This window comes from Pseudomonas sp. Root71 (assembly GCF_001429045.1).
Classification (GTDB): Bacteria; Pseudomonadota; Gammaproteobacteria; order Pseudomonadales; family Pseudomonadaceae; genus Aquipseudomonas; species Aquipseudomonas monachiensis.
The window spans coordinates 140033-158958 of sequence record NZ_LMHY01000022.1 but is presented as its reverse complement, the minus strand read 5'-3'; the positions used below and the strand labels follow the sequence as shown (position 1 = coordinate 158958).

Annotated in this window: 20 protein-coding genes; 15 read left to right on the top strand and 5 right to left on the bottom strand. The window is 60.4% G+C overall.

Annotated elements, in window-relative coordinates; translation table 11 throughout:
• The first annotated feature begins 110 nt into the window (after positions 1-110).
• The 3 genes from ASD95_RS14580 to ada all read left to right on the top strand — a co-directional run bounded on the left by ASD95_RS14580 (position 111) and on the right by ada (position 2637).
• Positions 111-815, top strand: a complete 705-nt coding sequence (locus ASD95_RS14580) for a 2OG-Fe(II) oxygenase (protein WP_056724493.1) — start codon at positions 111-113, stop codon at positions 813-815.
• Positions 805-1485: a DNA oxidative demethylase AlkB gene (gene alkB, locus ASD95_RS14575; protein ID WP_056724491.1), complete on the top strand. Its 681-nt coding sequence runs from the start codon at positions 805-807 to the stop codon at positions 1483-1485. Before ASD95_RS14580 ends, alkB begins: the two co-directional genes overlap by 11 nt.
• A gap of 87 nt (positions 1486-1572) precedes the next feature.
• On the top strand, positions 1573-2637 hold the full coding sequence (gene ada, locus ASD95_RS14570; protein ID WP_056724490.1) for a bifunctional DNA-binding transcriptional regulator/O6-methylguanine-DNA methyltransferase Ada: 1065 nt from the start codon (positions 1573-1575) through the stop codon (positions 2635-2637).
• On the opposite strand, the gene acuI is transcribed toward ada, so the two are convergent.
• Positions 2638-3621: an acrylyl-CoA reductase (NADPH) gene (gene acuI / locus ASD95_RS14565; protein ID WP_056724488.1), complete on the bottom strand. Its 984-nt coding sequence runs from the start codon at positions 3619-3621 to the stop codon at positions 2638-2640.
• Positions 3622-3799: 178 nt separating this feature from the next.
• Between acuI and ASD95_RS14560 the strand changes: the two genes are divergently transcribed.
• From ASD95_RS14560 to ASD95_RS14520, 9 genes are all read left to right on the top strand, one after another.
• Positions 3800-6247 carry a hypothetical protein gene (locus tag ASD95_RS14560; RefSeq protein ID WP_056724486.1) on the top strand — a complete coding sequence of 816 codons (2448 nt, stop codon included), beginning with the start codon at positions 3800-3802 and terminating at the stop codon, positions 6245-6247.
• A 101-nt stretch (positions 6248-6348) separates the two neighbouring features.
• On the top strand, positions 6349-7416 hold the full coding sequence (locus tag ASD95_RS14555; protein ID WP_056724485.1) for an NAD(P)H-dependent flavin oxidoreductase: 1068 nt from the start codon (positions 6349-6351) through the stop codon (positions 7414-7416).
• 121 nt (positions 7417-7537) lie between these two features.
• Positions 7538-8305 carry a molybdate ABC transporter substrate-binding protein gene (gene modA, locus ASD95_RS14550; RefSeq protein ID WP_056724483.1) on the top strand — a complete coding sequence of 256 codons (768 nt, stop codon included), beginning with the start codon at positions 7538-7540 and terminating at the stop codon, positions 8303-8305.
• Positions 8306-8986, top strand: a complete 681-nt coding sequence (gene modB / locus ASD95_RS14545; protein WP_056724481.1) for a molybdate ABC transporter permease subunit — start codon at positions 8306-8308, stop codon at positions 8984-8986. It abuts the gene before it with no gap.
• A 3-nt stretch (positions 8987-8989) separates the two neighbouring features.
• A complete protein-coding gene (gene modC, locus ASD95_RS14540; RefSeq protein WP_056724479.1) occupies positions 8990-10069 on the top strand; it encodes a molybdenum ABC transporter ATP-binding protein in 1080 nt (359 codons plus the stop codon).
• A gap of 75 nt (positions 10070-10144) precedes the next feature.
• Positions 10145-11170 carry a DNA topoisomerase IB gene (locus tag ASD95_RS14535; RefSeq protein ID WP_409078967.1) on the top strand — a complete coding sequence of 342 codons (1026 nt, stop codon included), beginning with the start codon at positions 10145-10147 and terminating at the stop codon, positions 11168-11170.
• Between the two features lie 72 nt (positions 11171-11242).
• The gene (locus ASD95_RS14530) at positions 11243-11464 is read left to right on the top strand and encodes a hypothetical protein (RefSeq protein WP_056724478.1); all 222 of its coding nucleotides are present in this window, start codon (positions 11243-11245) and stop codon (positions 11462-11464) included.
• Between the two features lie 129 nt (positions 11465-11593).
• Positions 11594-11824 (top strand): hypothetical protein, encoded by a 231-nt coding sequence (locus tag ASD95_RS14525; protein WP_056724476.1) that lies wholly within the window; start codon positions 11594-11596, stop codon positions 11822-11824.
• A 205-nt stretch (positions 11825-12029) separates the two neighbouring features.
• Positions 12030-12314, top strand: coding sequence for a hypothetical protein (locus ASD95_RS14520; RefSeq protein ID WP_056724474.1), 285 nt, complete (start codon positions 12030-12032; stop codon positions 12312-12314).
• Between the two features lie 25 nt (positions 12315-12339).
• On the opposite strand, the gene ASD95_RS14515 is transcribed toward ASD95_RS14520, so the two are convergent.
• On the bottom strand, positions 12340-13005 hold the full coding sequence (locus tag ASD95_RS14515) for a TetR/AcrR family transcriptional regulator (protein WP_056724473.1): 666 nt from the start codon (positions 13003-13005) through the stop codon (positions 12340-12342).
• A gap of 178 nt (positions 13006-13183) precedes the next feature.
• On the opposite strand from ASD95_RS14515, the gene ASD95_RS14510 reads away from it, so the two are divergent.
• From ASD95_RS14510 to ASD95_RS14500, 3 genes are all read left to right on the top strand, one after another.
• On the top strand, positions 13184-14026 hold the full coding sequence (locus tag ASD95_RS14510) for an NAD(P)H-binding protein (RefSeq protein WP_056724471.1): 843 nt from the start codon (positions 13184-13186) through the stop codon (positions 14024-14026).
• 92 nt (positions 14027-14118) lie between these two features.
• Positions 14119-14313: a hypothetical protein gene (locus ASD95_RS14505; protein ID WP_056724469.1), complete on the top strand. Its 195-nt coding sequence runs from the start codon at positions 14119-14121 to the stop codon at positions 14311-14313.
• A 233-nt stretch (positions 14314-14546) separates the two neighbouring features.
• Positions 14547-14729: a hypothetical protein gene (locus ASD95_RS14500; RefSeq protein ID WP_056724468.1), complete on the top strand. Its 183-nt coding sequence runs from the start codon at positions 14547-14549 to the stop codon at positions 14727-14729.
• A gap of 270 nt (positions 14730-14999) precedes the next feature.
• On the opposite strand, the gene ASD95_RS14495 is transcribed toward ASD95_RS14500, so the two are convergent.
• The 3 genes from ASD95_RS14495 to ASD95_RS14485 form a co-directional block, all read right to left on the bottom strand.
• Entirely contained in the window at positions 15000-15605 is a 606-nt protein-coding gene (locus tag ASD95_RS14495) for a transglycosylase SLT domain-containing protein (RefSeq protein ID WP_056724466.1), read from the bottom strand.
• Between the two features lie 178 nt (positions 15606-15783).
• Positions 15784-17244 (bottom strand): MFS transporter, encoded by a 1461-nt coding sequence (locus tag ASD95_RS14490; RefSeq protein WP_056724464.1) that lies wholly within the window; start codon positions 17242-17244, stop codon positions 15784-15786.
• A gap of 125 nt (positions 17245-17369) precedes the next feature.
• Entirely contained in the window at positions 17370-18917 is a 1548-nt protein-coding gene (locus ASD95_RS14485; protein ID WP_056724462.1) for a phospholipase D family protein, read from the bottom strand.
• Between the last annotated feature and the right edge of the window lie 9 nt (positions 18918-18926).

The following is an 18926-nucleotide window of genomic DNA, read 5'->3' as shown; positions in this document are numbered from 1 at the left end:
CGGAGCGACAATGGACGTCGCCTCCCCCTCGCAGTTCGACCGCAAGCACCGGAGTGCCAGCTTCATCCTTGCCTTGCAGACTGGCCACCTCAACGACGAGAGGCCCGGCAATGAGCGAGCAATATCTGGACCGGCTGGACTGGCCCCGGCTGGAGCAGCAACTTGATCGGGACGGTTATGCCGTCATCCCGTCACTGCTGAGCCACAAGGCTTGCGGGCAAGTCAGCACGTTATACCCTCGAACCGAACTGTTTCGCTCCCATGTAGTGATGGCTCGCCACGGGTTCGGCCGAGGCGAGTACAAGTATTTCAACTACCCGTTGCCGGATCTGGTGGCTCGCCTGCGCACCGCGCTCTACCCGCGACTGGTGCCCATCGCCAATCGCTGGCATGAACAAATGGGCTTGCCGCAGCGTTTTCCTGAAACCCATCCAGCCTTCCTCGATCGCTGCCATGCCGCTGGTCAGAACCGTCCGACACCCTTGTTGCTGCAATACGGTCCACAGGACTACAACTGTTTGCATCAGGATCTATACGGTGAGCATGTTTTCCCGCTGCAAGTGGCGATCCTGCTGTCAGACCCGGATCAAGACTTCACCGGCGGTGAGTTTGTCCTGACTGAACAGCGCCCGCGAATGCAGTCGCGCCCCATGGTCATCGGCCTGAAGCAAGGTGACGGGGTGATCTTTGCGGTCAATCAACGGCCGGTCAAAGGGACTCGCGGTTACTACCGCGTGACCTTGCGTCACGGCGTGAGTCGCCTGCACAGCGGCAAACGGCATACCCTTGGAATCATCTTTCACGATGCGTCATGAGCCTATGAACCCGCTGACTTTCGATCTGTTTGCCGATGCGGAGCCCGAGCAACAGCCCAGGCACGAGCAGATCGGCGAACAATCCTACGTGCTCAGAGGCTTCGCCCTACCTTGGCTGGAGCGTTTGCTGCCGGCCCTGGAAGAAGTGCTGGCGGCCGCACCGTTTCGGCAGATGATCACACCCGGCGGTTTCACCATGTCGGTCGCCCTGAGCAGTTGTGGCACATTCGGCTGGACCACTGACCGCAGCGGTTATCGGTATACCCGCGACGATCCACAGACCGGTCGGCCCTGGCCAATGATGCCTGAAGTGTTTTTCCAACTGGCGCAAGCGGCGGCGCAGGCAGCGGGTTTCGCCGATTTTGCACCGGATTCCTGCCTGATCAACCGATACATCCCCGGGGCAAAAATGTCATTGCATCAGGACAAGGACGAACATTCCTGGGCCGCCCCCATCGTATCGGTATCCCTGGGCTTGCCGGCGATGTTCCTGTTCGGCGGCTTTGCACGTGGCGACAAAAGTCAGCGCGTTCCCCTGTTCCACGGTGACATCGTGGTCTGGGGTGGCGTGGATCGCCTGCGTTATCACGGTGTGCTGCCGATCAAGGACGGCCATCATCCGAAACTGGGCGAGCAACGTATCAACTTCACCTTCCGTACCGCCGGATAAAGACTTCGAATTTGACCGCAAGCGCCGGAGTGTGTGGGAATTGCCCCATGGTTAATGTGCAGGCAACCCCTCAATGGACGTGACGCCATGACAACCCAATCGACCAAGATCACCATCGAAAACGATCCGCGCTGGGCCGCCGTGGTCGCCCGCGACCCCAAGGCTGACGGGCAGTTTGTCTATGCCGTGAAGACCACGGGCGTCTACTGCAATCCCAGCAGCCACGCGCGCTTGCCCAAGCCCCACAATGTCGAATTCTTCGACAGCGCCGAACAGGCCCGGGCCGCGGGTTATCGTCCGAGCAAGCGCGCGACGAAGGATCAGAGCGAACTCGCCGCGCAACATGCCTCCACCGTGGCCGCCGCTTGCCGCCAGATCGAAAGCGCGCAAACGCTGCCTGCCCTGGGCGAATTGGCCGAGGCGGCGGGCCTGAGCAGCTTTCACTTCCATCGCGTATTCAAAGCCGTCACCGGCCTGACGCCCAAGGGCTACGCCGATGCCCATCGTTCACGCAAGGTACGCGAGCGCCTGGCACACGGCGGCTCGGTGACCGATGCCCTGTATGACGCCGGCTTCAACTCCAACAGCCGGTTTTATGAAGCGGCAGACCAGTTGCTGGGAATGAAACCCGGGGACTACCGCGCCGCCGGTCAAAACAACGACATTCGTTTTGCTGTCGGCCAGTGTTCGCTGGGCGCGATTCTGGTGGCACAGAGTGAGCGCGGGGTGTGCGCGATCCTGCTGGGCGATGATCCGCATCAACTGGTCTGCGATCTGCAAGACAAATTCCGCCGCGCCAATCTGATTGGTGCCGATCATGAGTTCGAGCAATTGATTGCCAGGGTCGTCGGCTTTATCGAGGCGCCGGCCATTGGCCTTGATTTGCCGCTGGACGTACGCGGCACGGCGTTTCAGGAGCGTGTCTGGCAAGCGCTGCGGGAGATTCCCGTGGGCAGCACTGCCAGCTACGCCGATGTCGCCCAGCGTATCGGTCAACCAAAAGCCGTTCGCGCCGTGGCCCAGGCCTGCGGTGCAAACAACCTGGCGGTGGCGATCCCTTGCCATCGCGTGGTGCGCAGCGATGGCAATCTGTCGGGCTATCGCTGGGGTGTCGAGCGCAAACGGCAGTTGCTGGAGCGCGAGTTGCAGTGATCAACGATTCACATCCACCACCACGCGCCCGCGCAACTGCCCGGCCAGCAAGCGTGGCGCGGCTTCAATGGCTTCGCTCAAGCCGATTTCGTGACTGATCAGCGGCAACAGGTTGAAGTCCAGATCCCGGGCCAGGCGATTCCAGGCTGCCACACGCTTGGCTTTGGGCTGGGTCACGCTGTTGATGCCGGCCAGGGTCACGCCGCGCAAGATGAACGGCGCAACGGATGCCGGAAAGTCCATGCCCTGAGCCAATCCGCAGGCCGCGACGGTGCCATTGGCCTTGGTGCTGGCGCACGCGTTGGCCAGGGTGTGGCTGCCGACCGAGTCGATCACGGCCACCCAGCGCTCCTTTGCCAACGGTTTGCCCGGTTCGGACAAGGTGGCGCGATCGATGATTTCGCCGGCCCCCAGTTGCTTCAGGTAGTCGTGCTCCGAGGTCCGTCCGGTGGACGCGACCACCCGGTAGCCGAGCCTGCTGAGTAAGGCGATGGCGAAACTGCCGACGCCGCCGTTGGCGCCGGTCACCAGAACTTCGCCCTGTTCGGGCGTCACGCCGTTGTGCTCAAGCGCCATGATGCACAGCATGGCCGTGTAGCCCGCCGTACCGATGGCCATCGCCTGGGCCGCGGTAAACGCCTTGGGTAGCGGGATCAGCCAGTCACCGTTGAGGCGCGCTTTCTGCGCCAATCCCCCCCAATGCCCTTCGCCCACACCCCAGCCATTGAGCAGGACCGGGTCACCAACCTTGTAGTCCGGATGCCCGCTGGCTTCAACGACACCGGCCAGGTCGATGCCCGGCACCATCGGGAATTTGCGCACCACCGGACTGCTGCCGGTGATCGCCAGGCCATCCTTGAAGTTCAACGTGCTGTAGGCAACACGCACCGTGACATCGCCCTCGGGCAGTTGATCGTCCTGGATCTCTTGCAGTGTGGCCCGATAACCGCTGTCGTCTTTGTCGATCAAAATACCTTTGAACATTACGGCCTCTCAATGGAATCAGTCGGTTGGTGGAGCATTTCAAATAACACATGGCAATGGATTGCCGTACCCGACTTTAAGCCAATCCGGCAAACCGCCGGGCGTTTTGATTAACGGCAGCTATGCTTTTCGCAACCCTGAAGTGCCGCAACAAACTGTCTTGTCGATGGAGCTGACAATGCCTCAACTGCGTTTACTCACCGTTTTACTGATGCTCTGCATGATTCCGCTCAGCGGCGTCCAGGCCACACCAGAGCCACCCGCCCAAACTCCCGGGAATCTGGCGCCGACAGCCCCTAGCTGGCCACAGGTGCTGGCGGCCGGCGACACCAAATTGACCATCTACCAACCGCAACTGGACAGCTGGGACGGTTACACCCTGCACGCGCGGGCTGCCGTGGAGGCCACGAGCACCGATGGCAAGGCCACCTATGGCATCGTGCAGTTCAGCGCCCACACCCTGGTCGACAAAGCCACGCGCTGGGTGGCGCTCGATCAGTACACCATCACCAAGGCCGATTTCCCCGATAGCGCAACCAAGGCTGACAGCTGGGTCGCCGCGGTGAAGCAAGACGCCGGGAACCGCACGAAAACCATTTCCCTGGACCAACTCGAAGCCGCGCTCGGTGTCATCGCCGCCGAACAGAAGTCCAACAGCGAGCCGCTGGAAAATACCCCGCCGACCATTATTTCCTCCGAGGTGCCCGCGCTGCTGGTGTACATCGATGGCGAACCCGCCTATCGCCCCGTTGATGGCACCTCGCTGCAGCGAGTGATCAACACCCGGCCGTTGCTGCTCAAGGATGCACAGGGCAAGCATTACCTGCACGTGTTCGATGGCTGGATGGTAGCGGACAATCTGGATGGACAATATGCGCCACTGCCCTCGCCCTCCGCCGAGCTGGAGAAGGCCAAGAAAGCTGCGATCCAGGGCCGACAGGTAGACCTGCTGACAGGCCAGAGCGATCCGAAGGAGAAGATACCGACGCTGGCCAAGCCGCCGACTCCGCAGATCCATATCGCCACGGTGCCGACCGAGTTGATCGTCACTGACGGCGCGCCGCAATGGCAGCCGATCCAGAACACCACACTGCTGTATGTGACCAACACCACCGGGCATATTTTCAAGGAGATCGGTGACCAGGACAGCTACGTGCTGATCTCGGGTCGCTGGTTCCGTGCCAGTGACATGAAAGGCCCCTGGACCTTTGTAGGCGCAGACCAGTTGCCGGCGGACTTCGCCAACATTCCCGATGACAGCCCCAAGGAGAACGTAAAGGCCTCGGTGGCCGGAACACCGCAGGCCAAGGAAGCGGCGATTGCAGCGACCATTCCACAGACCTCGGCGATCAAGAAAAGCCAGGTCAAAATGACCAAGCCAACCTTTGACGGCGAGCCGCAACTCAAGGCCATCAAGGGCACGCCCCTGCAATACGTGGTCAACAGCCCGATGCCGATCATCATGGTCGATGCACAAAGCTGGTACGCGGTGGAGAACGGCATCTGGTTCGTGGCCACCTCGGTGCAAGGCCCCTGGACGGTCGCCTCTTCGGTACCGGCGGTGATCTATTCGATCCCGCCCAGCTCACCAATGCACTACGTCACTTACGTGAAAGTCTACGAAGCCAGTGGCGATACGGTCGTCGTCGGTTACACGCCGGGTTACCAGGGTTCGACGCTGGACCCTGACAGCGGTGTGGTGGTGTATGGCACCGGTTATCCCTATACGCCGTGGGTGGGCAGTGTCTGGTACGGCCCACCGGTGACCTATGGCTTTGGCGTGGCGATTCGCTACACACCCTGGACGGGCTGGACGTTTGGCTTCGGTTTCGGCTGGAGTTGGGGCGGCAGCACGGCCGCCGTGGGTTGGGGCTGGGGCGCCTATCCATGGTGGGGCAATTACGGTTGGGGTTACGCCTGGGGGCCGCATCTGTACCCGGCGCCAATGCCTTGGGGCGGTGCCGCTTACGGCTATCACGGTGGCGCCGTTGCCTGGGGCCCCGGTGGCTGGGCCGGCACGACCGGCAACATCTACCGCCAATGGGGCGACCGCGCTTCGGTCAGCCGCTACGGCGGCGGCTACAACGCCTGGACCGGCAATCGCTGGGCCGGCCAGGTTGGCGCCTCCTACAACTCGCGTACCGGCATCGCCGCGGCAGGCCAGCGCGGCGCGGTACACAACGTTTACAACGGCAACTATGCCGCAGGCCGCAGCGGTGTGGCCGTCGGCCCGGACGGCGGAGCCATCGCCGGCCAGCATGTGACCGCCGGCAACGTTCGCACCGGCACCCAGGTCACCGCCAATCGCGGGGCCATCTACAACCCCAATACCGGCAACACCACCCAGTACGGCGGTATCCATGATCGCGACGGCGGCATGGCGCATGTCGGCGACAACGTGTACGCCGGCCGTGATGGCAACGTTTACAAAAGGACCGATAGCGGCTGGCAATCGATGGTCCAGGGCGGAGCAACCCGTCTCGATTCGGTCAACACGGCTCAGGTCCAGAATCTCAACCGGGAGTACGATGCGCGCTCCTTCGGCAATGATCGCTTCAACAGTTATCACGACTCGTCCCGGTTCATGTATCACTCCTTCGGCGGTGGCGGCTTCCACCGACGCTAACGCCTTACCCGCTGAAAAGACGACTGGCCTTGCGCCAGTCGTTGCGTTACAAATCCTGTTCTACCGCCCCTGCCCGGATTCAACGTCGGAGAACACAGCACATGAACCAATGGCCAGATACCCGCATCCTTGACCTGCTCGGGATCGAACTGCCGATCATCCAGGGGCCGATGGCCGGTGCCACAAACTCGTCCATGGTGATCGCCACCTGCAATGCCGGCGGCCTGGGCTCGATGCCGGCGGCGATGCTCAGCACCGATCAACTGCGCGAAGAGCTCAAAACCATCCGCCAACACACCCGACGCCCGATCAACGTCAACTTCTTCTGTCATCAGCCGCCTGCTGCGGATGAGCAACGCGCACAGGACTGGAAAAACCTGCTGCAACCCTACTACCAGGAACTCGGCGCCGACTTCGATGCACCGACGCCGGTGTCCAACCGGGCACCGTTCGATAACGCGGCCTGCGAAGTGGTCGAAGCGTTTCGCCCGCAAGTGGTGAGCTTTCACTTTGGCTTGCCGGAAAAATCCCTGCTCGACCGGGTCAAGGCCACGGGTGCGAAGGTGCTGTCCTCAGCCACCACAGTCGCAGAAGCCGTGTGGCTGGAGCAGCACGGTTGCGATGCAATCATTGCCATGGGCTACGAGGCCGGGGGCCATCGCGGGATGTTTCTCAGCGATGACCTGAGCAGTCAGGTGGGGACTTTCGCCCTGGTGCCCCAAGTCGTCGATGCGGTGAAAGTGCCGGTGATTGCCGCTGGCGGCATCGCTGACGCCCGAGGCGTCGCCGCTGCATTCATGCTCGGTGCTTCGGCGGTGCAGGTGGGTACGGCGTACCTGTTCACCCCAGAGGCCAAGGTCAGCCCGTCCCATCACAAGGCGTTGCGCACCGCCAGGGAAAGCGAGACAGCCGTCACCAACGTGTTCACCGGTCGCCCGGCCCGGGGCATCCTCAATCGGGTGATGCGTGAACTGGGCCCCATGAGCGCCAAGGCCCCGGCCTTCCCCCTTGCCGGTGGCGCGCTGATGCCGTTGCGGGCCAAAGGTGAAGCGGATTTCAGCAACCTCTGGGCCGGTCAGGCATTTACCCTCGGCGTCGATTTGACCAGCGAGGCACTGACTCGAAAGCTGGCTGAAGAAGGGTTGGCGAGACTCTCAGGTCGCTTCTGAGCATCTGCCCCATTAAATTGTATACAATTTTTCACCAGCACATTCCGTTCAAAGGCAATTCGCTATATATTTTTGTACATAACGATTAACCTGCCGCAATTGCCTTTGACGGAGCCGTTTCATGTTCATTCGTGCCTCACGTTTTGCCCCGACCTGCCTGGCGAGCCTTCTCGCCGCATTCGCCTTCGGCTCAGCCCAGGCGGACGAAGTCCAGGTGGCGGTCGCCGCCAACTTCACCGCGCCCATCCAGGCCATCGCCGCTGATTTCGAAAAAGACACCGGGCATAAACTGGTCGCCTCCTTTGGCGCCACCGGCCAGTTCTACACCCAGATCAAAAACGGTGCGCCGTTCGAAGTGTTCCTCTCGGCAGACGACAGCACCCCGAAAAAACTTGAAGCCGAAGGCGACTCCGTCAAGGGCTCGCGCTTCACCTACGCGGTCGGCACCCTGGCGCTGTGGTCGGCCAAGGAAGGCTACGTCGATGCCAAGGGCGATGTGCTGAAAAAGAACGCCTACCAACACCTGTCCATCGCCAACCCGAAAGCCGCGCCTTATGGCCTGGCGGCGACCCAGGTACTGGCAAAAGAAGGCTTGACCGACAAGGTCAAGGACAAGATCGTTGAAGGCCAGAACATCAGCCAGGCCTACCAGTTCATTTCCACCGGCAACGCCGAGCTGGGTTTTGTCGCCTTGTCGCAGATCTACAAGGACGGCAAGATCTCCAGCGGTTCGGCCTGGATCGTTCCCGCCAGCCTGCACGACCCGATCAAGCAGGATGCGGTGATTCTCAACAAGGGCAAGGACAACCCGGCCGCCAAGGCACTGGTTGACTACCTCAAGGGGCCGAAAGCGGCAGCTGTCATCAAGTCCTACGGTTACGAAATCTAAATGTCGCTATCGAGTGCCGATCTTTCCGCCATCTGGCTGACCCTGAAACTGGCGTCCCTGACGACCGTCATCCTGCTGATTGTCGGCACTCCGATTGCGTTATGGCTGTCGCGCACCCGCTCCTGGTTGCGCGGCCCGGTCGGGGCGATTGTCGCCCTGCCCCTGGTGCTGCCGCCGACGGTGATTGGTTTCTATCTGTTGCTGGCCCTCGGCCCTCACGGGTTCCTTGGACAGCTCACCCAGTCACTGGGCCTTGGGACCCTCACGTTCAGTTTTGCGGGGCTGGTCATCGGTTCGGTGTTGTATTCGATGCCATTTGTGGTCCAGCCGCTGCAAAACGCTTTTTCCGCGATTGGCACGCGCCCGCTCGAAGTGGCCGCGACCTTGCGGGCCAATCCCTGGGACAGCTTTTTCAGTGTGATCCTGCCCCTGGCCCGCCCCGGTTTCATTACCGCGGCCATTCTCGGCTTCGCCCACACCGTCGGCGAGTTCGGCGTGGTGCTGATGATCGGCGGCAACATTCCCGAGAAGACCCGCGTGGTCTCGGTGCAGATCTACGACCACGTCGAAGCCATGGAATACGCCCAGGCCCATTGGCTGGCCGGGGCGATGCTGGTGTTCTCGTTTGTCGTCCTGCTGGCGCTGTATTCCAGCCGTAAAACCAAAGCGGGCTGGAGCTGATCGATGATTCAAATGCGTCTGAAACTGCGTTATTCGGGCTTCGCCCTGGACGTCGATCTGCAACTGCCGGGCCGTGGCGTCACGGCACTTTACGGCCACTCCGGTTCAGGCAAGACCACTTGCCTACGCTGCATCGCCGGCCTGGAGCGGGCCGATCAAGGCTTTATCCAGGTCAACAATGAAGTCTGGCAAGACAGCGCCAACCGGATCTTCGTCGCGCCGCACAAGCGCGCGCTGGGCTACGTGTTCCAGGAAGCCAGCCTGTTTCCCCATCTGTCGGTGCTGGCCAATCTCGAGTTCGGCCTCAAGCGCATTCCCAAGCCACAGCGTCGGGTCGACATGGCCCACGCCACCGAATTGCTGGGCATCGGTCATTTGCTGGGCCGGCACCCGCAACACCTTTCGGGCGGCGAGCGTCAGCGCGTCGGCATCGCCCGCGCCTTGCTCACCAGCCCGAAACTGCTGTTGATGGACGAACCCCTGGCGGCGCTGGATGCCCAACGCAAAGGTGAAATCCTGCCCTACTTGCAACGCCTGCACGACGAGCTCGACATCCCGGTGCTGTACGTCAGCCATTCCCAGGATGAAGTCGCGCGGCTGGCCGACCATATCGTGCTGCTCAGCAACGGCAAGGCACTGGCCAGCGGCCCGATCGGCCAGACCCTGGCGCGCCTCGACTTGCCGTTGGCAATGGGGGATGACGCCGGTGTGGTGATCGAAGGTCGCGTCAGCGCCTATGACGCCGACTATCAATTGCTCAGCCTGCAACTGCCCGACACCGCCCTCGACATTCGTGTGCCGCATACGCCAATGGACGTGGGCCAGGCGCTGCGCTGCAAGGTCCAGGCGCGGGATGTGAGCCTGAGCCTGGACAATGTCGGGCATAGCAGCATTCTCAATCGCCTGCCGGTCACCGTGGTCAGTGAAATGAACGCCGACAACGCCGCCCACGTGCTGGTTCGCCTGGATGCCGCCGGCACGCCGCTGCTTGCGCGGATCACGCGTTATTCCCGTGACCAACTGAACATTCATCCTGGCCAGCCACTCTGGGCACAAATAAAAGCGGTCGCGGTGCTGGCGTAACTCCGAAGGCACGACTGCACCGGGGCGAGGTCAATGGCTGTAATGCTCCGTGACTCCTTGCCCAGGACGCTTGTCATGCCCGATGGACTGCCACCTGACCTGCATTATGTCGATGACACTCAGCCGGGCATTACCCGCAGGAAACTGCGCGGAAAATTCGCCTATTTCGACCCAGCCGGCCAGCGTATCACCGACCCCGACGCAATCAAGCGCCTCAACTCCCTCGCGGTGCCGCCCGCCTATACCGAGGTGTGGATCTGCGCCGATCCACGCGGGCATCTGCAGGCTACCGGGCGCGATGCCCGGGGTCGCAAGCAGTACCGTTATCACCCCCACTGGCGAGAGGTGCGTGACGCCGACAAGTATTTGCGCCTGCGTGAATTCGGGCTGGCCCTGCCGAAACTGCGCCAACGATTGCAAGCCGTGCTAACGGAACCGGGATTCAGTCGCGACAAAGTCATGGCCACTGTCATTACCCTGCTCGACTCGACGCTGATCCGCATCGGTAACAGCCAATACGCCCGGGACAACCGCTCCTATGGCCTGACGACCCTGCGCAGCCGCCATGTAGAGATCAACGGCAGTGCCATCCTGTTCCAGTTCCGCGGCAAAAGTGGCGTCGAACACCAGATCACCGTGAAAGACCGGCGCCTGGCCCGGATCATCAGGCGCTGCCAGGAAATACCCGGGCAGAACCTGTTTCAGTATCTGGATGAAAACGGTGACCGGCACACCGTCAGTTCATCCGACATCAACAGCTATTTGCAAAGGCTCAGCGGCGCCGATTTCACCGCCAAGGACTACCGCACCTGGGCCGGCAGTGTTCTGGCCCTGGCAATACTGCGCAAGCGTCACTGGGAACCTGAAATGGACGCCCGACGGCACCTGGTGGAGATGGTCAAGGACGTTGCCAGGCAACTGGGCAATACCCCGGCGGTGTGCCGCAAGTGCTATATCCACCCGGCGGTGCTAGATGGTTTCCTTCTAGGGGCTTTGGCGCAACTGCCCAGGCCGAGAGCGCGCAAGGGGCTCTCGGCCGCGGAAGTCGGGCTGGCGAATTTTCTGGAGAGAACGCTGGCAGCGCCTGAACCGACGAATTGACCTGCCTATTTTTTGCACGATCAGCAATGACTTCTATAGTTGAACTGAACACGAATCCGCCGCGGAGACGCCATGGAAGACATTTTCGTCGTGAAGCGTTGCAACAAGATCATCATCCATGGCCGCCGTGCCGGTGAAAATGACCACCTGCCACCGGATGCCGCGGTCTGGTACCGCATCGCCGATACCCGCACCCAAGGCTTCATCGGAGATGGCTACGAGGTTGAAGAGGACGCCGCGCGTGTTTGCCGTCAGTTGAACGCGAAATCACAAGTGACAGCCCGACAAAGTTGAGGGGTGTCACCCTTTTTTAACGGGTCTATACTGAAATGGCTGAAGGATCAGTAACCCTTTCGGCAGAAAGCTCGCTCCCGGCGGGCTTTTTGCTGCCACACACAGGTTTCTTGAACGGAGGTGTCTCCCATGTCCGAAAAAGAGTCCATCACCACCCTGCTCACCTTGCTGGACTCCCGTCAGGCCCGCCTGGCCGCCGCCTGCAAGGAAATCGCCGACTGGGTCGATCATCAAGGCGGACACCCTACCGCCCTCAGAATTCGTGATCGCCTGAACGACATCGAAAAGGACACGCCGCTGATCCGGCACACGCTGTCGTCTCTCAAGCCTGTCGACCCGCCTCTGCCACGGTTCAGATGATCCGTCACGGATTCGCAGCGCGAGGACAGGCCCGATTCGGGCAGCATGATCGTTGACCGTGCGTCTGCGAACCTTTGGCTGCCTGCTGGATTTCCAGCTTTTCTCACAACCCGGCCTGGTGTCGGGATTTTTGTTGCGCAAAACCAATCGAACGTCCCCGCTCACGTGGAGTCAACCGCTCACACGTCACGAAGGAGACGTTCCAATGGTCACTCATTTCAAAGTCAGCGGGCACCTGGCCTGCGGTCACCACGGCAGCAACCTCGTATCGACCCGCGAACTCAATCGGGTTAAATGCCGAAGCTGCCGAAACACCGACGCCTACAAAGAGGCCCGCAAGGCTGAACGCAACGCTGCCCGCCGCGCAGCACGCAAAGCCAAAGCCATGCACACCGCCAATGACTGGCGTTCAGCCTGGACCGAGCGACTGACCGCGATGGCCGGCCTGCAACGACTGCCCCGCGGTTTTGGCGGTCAACCCTTCGTTTAGGGAAACTGAACCAACCGCCAGGCTTTTACGGTGAATCGATGTTCCTGCGCGCGGGCTCCATGATCTCGCGCAGGGACATACGCTTGAACGCCTCGACCAGTGCTCGTCCCTCATCGGGTGCACAAGTGACAGCCAAGCGCATGGTTGCCTCGCCCAAGTGCCAGATCAAAAACGCGGACTCCTCGACCTGTTGTTCGTCACAGTCGGGATACACGCGAAGCATCGCTTGGGACAGCAGCGCTCCGGCAACCCGACTCTCCTTCAACTCCAGCTGCAACAGCTGCTTGTCGGCCTGCATGCCGGACCAGATGTCACGCATCACCGGTGTCGCCATCACGATCTCGTAATACAGATCGAGCAACTGCGAATAGGCGGCCTGCAAACCCTGGGCGTCCTCGACGGCCGCCATTGCCTCTGCAATGCAACGGCGGCTCTCAGCGTTATAGCGTTCGGCCAGCGTGCGGATCACGGAACTCTTGTCGGGAAAATATTGATAAAGGGAACCGATCGAGATCTCGGAGCGCTCGGCGATTTCACTCATCTTGAGTTGGTCGCTGCCCTTGTCCGCGATCAATTGAGTGGCCATGGCCAGAATCCGCTCCTGACGATCGCGGCTGCGCTGTTGCGTGGGGTTGCGTCGAACCGCTTCTGCAGCAGGCTGTTCGAGGTTTTCAGAGGGCTTTTTGCGCACGAGTGAATTCCCGATCAAAAACGTGACATGTGCTCACCTTAGCATCGCCACTCTCTGCACCCAACAACAGATGCCACACGTCGGGGAATTCGATCTGATGGGTTGACGGTAAAACATGAGCATCTATCATCTTTTTTAACATGAGCATCACTCACATTAACCGATGGAGATGAACGCGATGAAAACTGCCCAACCAATCACGCTGGTCCTCGGCGCCACCGGCAAAACCGGACGGCACATCACACAACGCCTCGAAGCCGCCGGCCTGCCCGTTCGCCGGGGCTCCCGCGACGCCAATCCTCCCTTCGACTGGGAAGATCGATCGACCTGGGACGCCGTGATCGATGGCGTTCATCGCGTCTACATTTCCTTTCAACCTGATCTTGCCGTTCCTGGCGCCGTTGAAACCATCCAGGCGTTCACTGACCTGGCGGTGAAAAGCGGCGTCCGCAAACTGGTCTTGTTATCCGGACGTGGCGAAGTGGAAGCCGAACAGGCCGAACGCGTTGTACAGGACAGCGGGATTGACTGGACAATTCTACGGGCCAGTTGGTTCTGCCAGAATTTCAGCGAGGCACACTTTCTTGAACCCATTGTGCAAGGTGAACTCGCACTCCCCATCGGCCAGGTCGCCGAGCCCTTTGTCGATGCGCAAGACATCGCCGAGTGTGCCGTCGCCGCACTGACTCAACCCGGGCACACTGGCCAGCTCTATGAATTGACCGGCCCTCGGGCGTTGACCTTTGCTCAAGCCGTGACCGAGATTGCCCGCGCCACCGGTCGCAACATCGAATTCGTGCCCGTGCCGCCGGATGCCTATCGACAGGCAATGGAACAGGAACAGCTTCCCCCGGCGTTGATCGATCTGGTGTTGTATCTCTTCACGACGGTGCTGGACGGGCGCAACACACCCGTGGCCGATGGCGTACAGCGGGCACTGGGACGCCCGGCGCGCGACTTCGGCGACTACGTACAGCGCACTGCCGCTACGGGCATCTGGGGCAATGGCAGTCCGACGTAAAGCAGTGGCGGGAACCCGCTTCGTCGACTAGGGTTTTTGGGCGTATCGAAGTGCGGCGCCTTATTGGCAGGAGCCTGATTAAGGAGGAACCCATGTCACTCAATCGTAGTGCTGAACAAACCTACCGCCAGTGGTCGACCCCGATCCTGTTGGAACTCAAGGAGCGAGAACATCAGATGAACCCGTCAGACCGCCAGGCCCTGGAAAACGTACTGCTGGAAAGAAGGCTGATCGATACCGGCAACCCGGCCGGCAGCGATCGCCGCAAGGCAGACCCGGCCCCCTGAAGCATCAGGCGACCATGATCAAGATCGAAATAATGACGCAGAAACATACAAGGGTTTGCAATGCTTTCGCTTGCAAACCCTTGGTTTAGAGCATGCCCAATCGATCGCAAACACGGCTCCAACGTCTGAATCCCCCGCCGCCGTAAATCCATTTTTGATAATTATTAATTTCCAAACACCCCCCTCTATTGGCTTTAAATGTGGGCTTAACCACCACATGGAGGGATTCCAGGATGCTGATAAAAATCGAGAAAGCGAGCAAGCCGGAAGGCTGGAATGTATGGATGAACGCGTGGTGCGTTGAATTTCGCAGCTACGCAGAAGCCCTCGCGTTCGTGAACAGACTGGAAGGCCGGATCAATGCACCTCACCCCTTGCCTGGCAGCACCAACAGACTTCTTTTGGAACTGGCTTAATCTCGCGATGCCCTCACCGAGAAGCTATCCACGAAGCCATATCCATATTGATTGATCTGCTTTTGATAATTATTGATTTCGCTCGCTCCTCTCCCTCGGCTTTAAATATGCGTCGAGGGAGGTTGGCCAAGGGGTTCACAGGTGGTGCCTCTAACGGACGCTTCGAATACAGCCAGTCTGCATTTGAGGAGGCCGACCCTCCTCACCATGTGTAATACATTGCCCCGCATCTTCCCCCAGGAGGTGCGGGGATTTTTTTTCGTAAATGCGTTAAAACCACCCGCTACGATCATCATCCAACTCTTGGCGACACACTTTTAGTTGCGCGTTGTAAATCTCTGACTGCTTTTGCACTTTCTGGGCAACCTGCATCAGCCACGGTTTACTGCGATAGGAATCGCGGCTGAAGCCCCCTCGCCCCTCGTGATAAGCCAGGTACTGATTGTAGGTGTCCCATTTGGAGATCCCGAGCTGACGTTGGGTGCCCGTGGTGTACCAACCGATAAACATGATCGCGTCGTCGAAACTGTCACGCGAACCACCGTTGCCCGTATTGTCCCTGTACTCACCCCACACCGGGTCTTGAGCCTGCGCGTAACCGTAGGCCGAACTGACTCGCCCCCAGGGGATGACCCATAGCAGGTAGTCACGAGGCGGCAATGCGTCCGCCACGTAGCTGCTTTCCTGCTTCATGATCGCCATGGCCACATGCAGGGGTGTCCCATACTCGCTCTGCATTTGCAGCGAGTCCTCATACCAGTCGGGATACTCACGGTAGATACTGCAGAGATTGCCTTGGTCTTTTGGCGGCGTAGTCGTGCACCCCGTTAAAAACATCATCAACAAAGCCAACAGCAGAACTTGTCCTTGTTTCATTCAATACCCTCGAAAATAAGGGCACAGGTACCCTCCGTTTACTGCAAGGAGCCTGAGTCAGGCAGGTGCAGGCAAAAATGTCAGAAGACATCCAGCTTGACCGCGTCACCCTTTTGAGTGAATTGCCTCTGGATTTGCGCCGGCTTTCTCAAACGGCTCTTTGGACAGTCGCCCCCACTCAATCCTCAGCCTGGGACAAAGGCCTGGCCACATGTTCCAGCGCTCGACGCTCGGCAGACACCCCCCAAACCGCTTGCACCGCCGCCGCCGCACACATTAGTGCAGCGCCTGCCAGATAACCAATCAACAGACTGCCGCGCTGCTGGGTCTGAATCAGTTGGCCAAACAGCGTCGGCCCGATGATGCCGCCCAGGCCAGTGCCGAACGCGTAGAACACGGCGATGGCCAAGGCACGGATTTCCAGCGGGAAGGTTTCTGCCACCGTCAGGTAAGCCGAACTGGCCGCTGCCGAAGCGAAAAAGAAGATCACCATCCACGCCGCGGCTTGCTGGGTGACATCCAGCCAGCCCTGCTGGAAGGCGTAGCCATTGAGCGCCAGCAACATTCCGGACGTCGCATAAGTGAAGCTGATCATCACGCGTCGGCCGACCACGTCAAACAGGCGCCCCAGCAGCAGCGGTCCGCAAAAATTGCCCAGTGCCAAGGGCAATACGTACCAACCGACCTGTTCGGCGGGCACCTGGTAAAAATCGGTGAGCACCAGCGCATAGGTGAAGAATATCGCGTTGTAAAAGAACGCCTGCGCTGTCAGCAGGGTCATCCCCACCAGCGCGCGGCGGCTGAATCTGACGAACAGGGTATGGAAGACCTCCCCCAGCGGCGTATGGTCCCGCGCGTGCAGGCGCAATGGTTTGCTGGTCACCGCCGGCAGTTCGTGGCCTTGTTCGCGCAGACTCGCTTCGATACCTTCGACGATGTGTCGCGCCTTATCGCGCTGACCATGGACCAGCAGCCAGCGCGGGCTTTCCGGCAACCACAGGCGCATCACCAGGATCACCAGGCCCAACGCGGCACCAATGCCGAAGCACAGGCGCCAGCCCAGCTCACCACCGACCACGTGCGGATCCAGCAGGACGATGGCCCCGCCGGCACCCAATGCTGCACCTAGCCAGAATGTGCCGTTGATGCTCAGGTCGACCCAGCCGCGATAGCGTACCGGGGTAAATTCCTGGATGGTCGAATTGATCGCCGTGTATTCGCCGCCGATGCCCATGCCCGTGAGGAAGCGAAACAGCAGGAAGCTTTCCAGGCTGAACGAGAACGCCGTGGCCGCCGTGGCGCCTACATACAGCCATAAAGTTACAAAGAACAACTTGCGCCGCCCCAGGCGATCGGTCAGCCAGCCGAACAGCAAGGCACCGAGCACTGCACCGGCGATGTAGATGCCGCCGGCCAGGCCAATATCGAAGTTGTTCATGCGCAGGACGGGGCTGTTTTTCAGCGCGCCGGACACCGAGCCCGCCAGGGTCACTTCCAGACCGTCGAGCAACCAGGTGACGCCCAGCGCGACCACCAGCAGGGAGTGAAAGCGGCCCCACGGCAAGCGGTCCAGGCGCGCTGGAAGATTGGTTTCGAATATCGCGCCGGGCTCGCGGCTATGCAACTGTTGGTGGGTCATCGCCACATCGTTGTCGTGTACAGTGCCTTGTGAGTTAGGAGTTGGCCTCTGGATCGGGAGTTCAACATTCCACTTACTCAGAATTTAGTTGTGTTGCAGCCGGAGGCCGTACGCCTGGTTTCGATCTAGAGCATTTTCTCCAGGCCGATCTTGTCGCTGAGCCAGGCCTTGAAGCTACGCCATTTGCTGCCGGGCTCCTTACGCAAGGTATGCTCGCGGCCGTCGTCCTCGGTGAGCCAGACGACTTCGCCGTTTTCCAGTCGGGCCTGGTAACTCATGGCCGGCGCCATGCCCTCAAGCGCCAACTGGCGCACTTGGCCGGCCAGTTCGGGACTATCGACCAGCACTCCGACTTCAGTGTTCCAGAACACTGAACGCGGGTCGAAATTGAACGAGCCGACGAACACTTTCTGCTTGTCCAGGATCATGGCCTTGGTGTGCAGACTGGAGTCCGAGCCACCACTGAAGCCAAACGAAGAACTGCGGCCGGGATCGTCCGGCTGGCGCCGCAGCTCATAGAGCTTCACGCCATGTTCGAGCAGAGTCTTGCGATACGGTGCATAGCCGCCATGCACAGCCGGCACATCGGTGGCTTCCAGTGAGTTGGTCAGCAGGCGCACATCGACGCCGGCATCGGCACGCCCCAGCAGATAGTCCATACCCGGCTTTTGCGGAACGAAATAGGCCGAGATCATGATCAGCTCGTTATTGACGCCATCGAGTTCAGGACGCAGCTGTGTGGCCATCAATAGCGCGCGTGCCGGCTCGCCGTCGGCCAGGACCTTGCTCGGAGCGTCCCACATCGCCTTGTTATGGGCCCAGATCAGTTGCTTGCGCCAGGTCTCGAATTGCGGCTGAGTCTGGTAGGTCATGAGATGGTTGTACAACACCTTGCTCTCGATACGTGAGGTCTGCAGCGATTGCTCCAGGCGTTGACGGCTCTCGAGCAAGTCTTGTGCTGTCGGCTTGTTGAGCAGGAAGTCACTGATCGACTGGCTCAAGGCGCTATTCCAGTACTGATCGAAGCTGTGTCCCAACTGCTCGGCGACCGGACCGATGCACAGCAGGTCCATGTCGGTGAAGTTGAGATCGGGCTTGGCGTCGAAATATTCGTCCCCCAGGTTGCGTCCGCCGACGATGGCTGCGCTGTTGTCGGCCAGCCACAGTTTGTTGTGCATGCGTCGGTGTTGCTGGGAAAGATCAAGCAGACGCCCCATGGTTCGGGTGACCACGGTGCTGCGCCCCAGATGCAAAGGATTGAAGACGCGGATATGGATGTTCGGGTGCACCGCCAGGGTAGCGATGACTTCTTCCTGGCCGTCGCTGGCCGTGTCATCGAGCAAGATGCGTATCCGTACGCCGCGATCGGCAGCCAGCAGCATTTCACGCACCAGCGCCCGGGTGCTCAGACCGTTATGCACGATGTAGTACTGCAGATCGACGGATTTCTGCGCATGGCGGATCAACTCGGCGCGCGCCCGGAATGCTTCACTGCTGTTGGGCAGCAAGCGAAAACCCGAGCGCCCCTCGTGTGCGGCGGCCTGAACCTGGATCGAACGCCCGAACGCCGAATCGCTGGCGGGTATCGCCTCGCTGAATTCGTGGGGCAAGCGCGTGGTTGCGCAGCCAACGAGCAGCAGTGCGAACAGCATGGCGCAGAGGAACCGGGACATGGGCAAGGA

Excerpts from the sequence above, each read along its gene's own strand:
- ASD95_RS14580 (WP_056724493.1), top strand. The coding sequence starts at position 111 with ATGAGCGAGCAATATCTGGACCGGCTGGACTGGCCCCGGCTGGAGCAG.
- alkB (WP_056724491.1), top strand. The coding sequence starts at position 805 with ATGCGTCATGAGCCTATGAACCCGCTGACTTTCGATCTGTTTGCCGAT.
- ada (WP_056724490.1), top strand. The coding sequence starts at position 1,573 with ATGACAACCCAATCGACCAAGATCACCATCGAAAACGATCCGCGCTGG.
- acuI (WP_056724488.1), bottom strand. The coding sequence starts at position 3,621 with ATGTTCAAAGGTATTTTGATCGACAAAGACGACAGCGGTTATCGGGCC.
- ASD95_RS14560 (WP_056724486.1), top strand. The coding sequence starts at position 3,800 with ATGCCTCAACTGCGTTTACTCACCGTTTTACTGATGCTCTGCATGATT.
- ASD95_RS14555 (WP_056724485.1), top strand. The coding sequence starts at position 6,349 with ATGAACCAATGGCCAGATACCCGCATCCTTGACCTGCTCGGGATCGAA.
- modA (WP_056724483.1), top strand. The coding sequence starts at position 7,538 with ATGTTCATTCGTGCCTCACGTTTTGCCCCGACCTGCCTGGCGAGCCTT.
- modB (WP_056724481.1), top strand. The coding sequence starts at position 8,306 with ATGTCGCTATCGAGTGCCGATCTTTCCGCCATCTGGCTGACCCTGAAA.
- modC (WP_056724479.1), top strand. The coding sequence starts at position 8,990 with ATGATTCAAATGCGTCTGAAACTGCGTTATTCGGGCTTCGCCCTGGAC.
- ASD95_RS14535 (WP_409078967.1), top strand. The coding sequence starts at position 10,145 with ATGCCCGATGGACTGCCACCTGACCTGCATTATGTCGATGACACTCAG.
- ASD95_RS14530 (WP_056724478.1), top strand. The coding sequence starts at position 11,243 with ATGGAAGACATTTTCGTCGTGAAGCGTTGCAACAAGATCATCATCCAT.
- ASD95_RS14525 (WP_056724476.1), top strand. The coding sequence starts at position 11,594 with ATGTCCGAAAAAGAGTCCATCACCACCCTGCTCACCTTGCTGGACTCC.
- ASD95_RS14520 (WP_056724474.1), top strand. The coding sequence starts at position 12,030 with ATGGTCACTCATTTCAAAGTCAGCGGGCACCTGGCCTGCGGTCACCAC.
- ASD95_RS14510 (WP_056724471.1), top strand. The coding sequence starts at position 13,184 with ATGAAAACTGCCCAACCAATCACGCTGGTCCTCGGCGCCACCGGCAAA.
- ASD95_RS14505 (WP_056724469.1), top strand. The coding sequence starts at position 14,119 with ATGTCACTCAATCGTAGTGCTGAACAAACCTACCGCCAGTGGTCGACC.
- ASD95_RS14500 (WP_056724468.1), top strand. The coding sequence starts at position 14,547 with ATGCTGATAAAAATCGAGAAAGCGAGCAAGCCGGAAGGCTGGAATGTA.
- ASD95_RS14495 (WP_056724466.1), bottom strand. The coding sequence starts at position 15,605 with ATGAAACAAGGACAAGTTCTGCTGTTGGCTTTGTTGATGATGTTTTTA.
- ASD95_RS14490 (WP_056724464.1), bottom strand. The coding sequence starts at position 17,244 with ATGACCCACCAACAGTTGCATAGCCGCGAGCCCGGCGCGATATTCGAA.
- ASD95_RS14485 (WP_056724462.1), bottom strand. The coding sequence starts at position 18,917 with ATGTCCCGGTTCCTCTGCGCCATGCTGTTCGCACTGCTGCTCGTTGGC.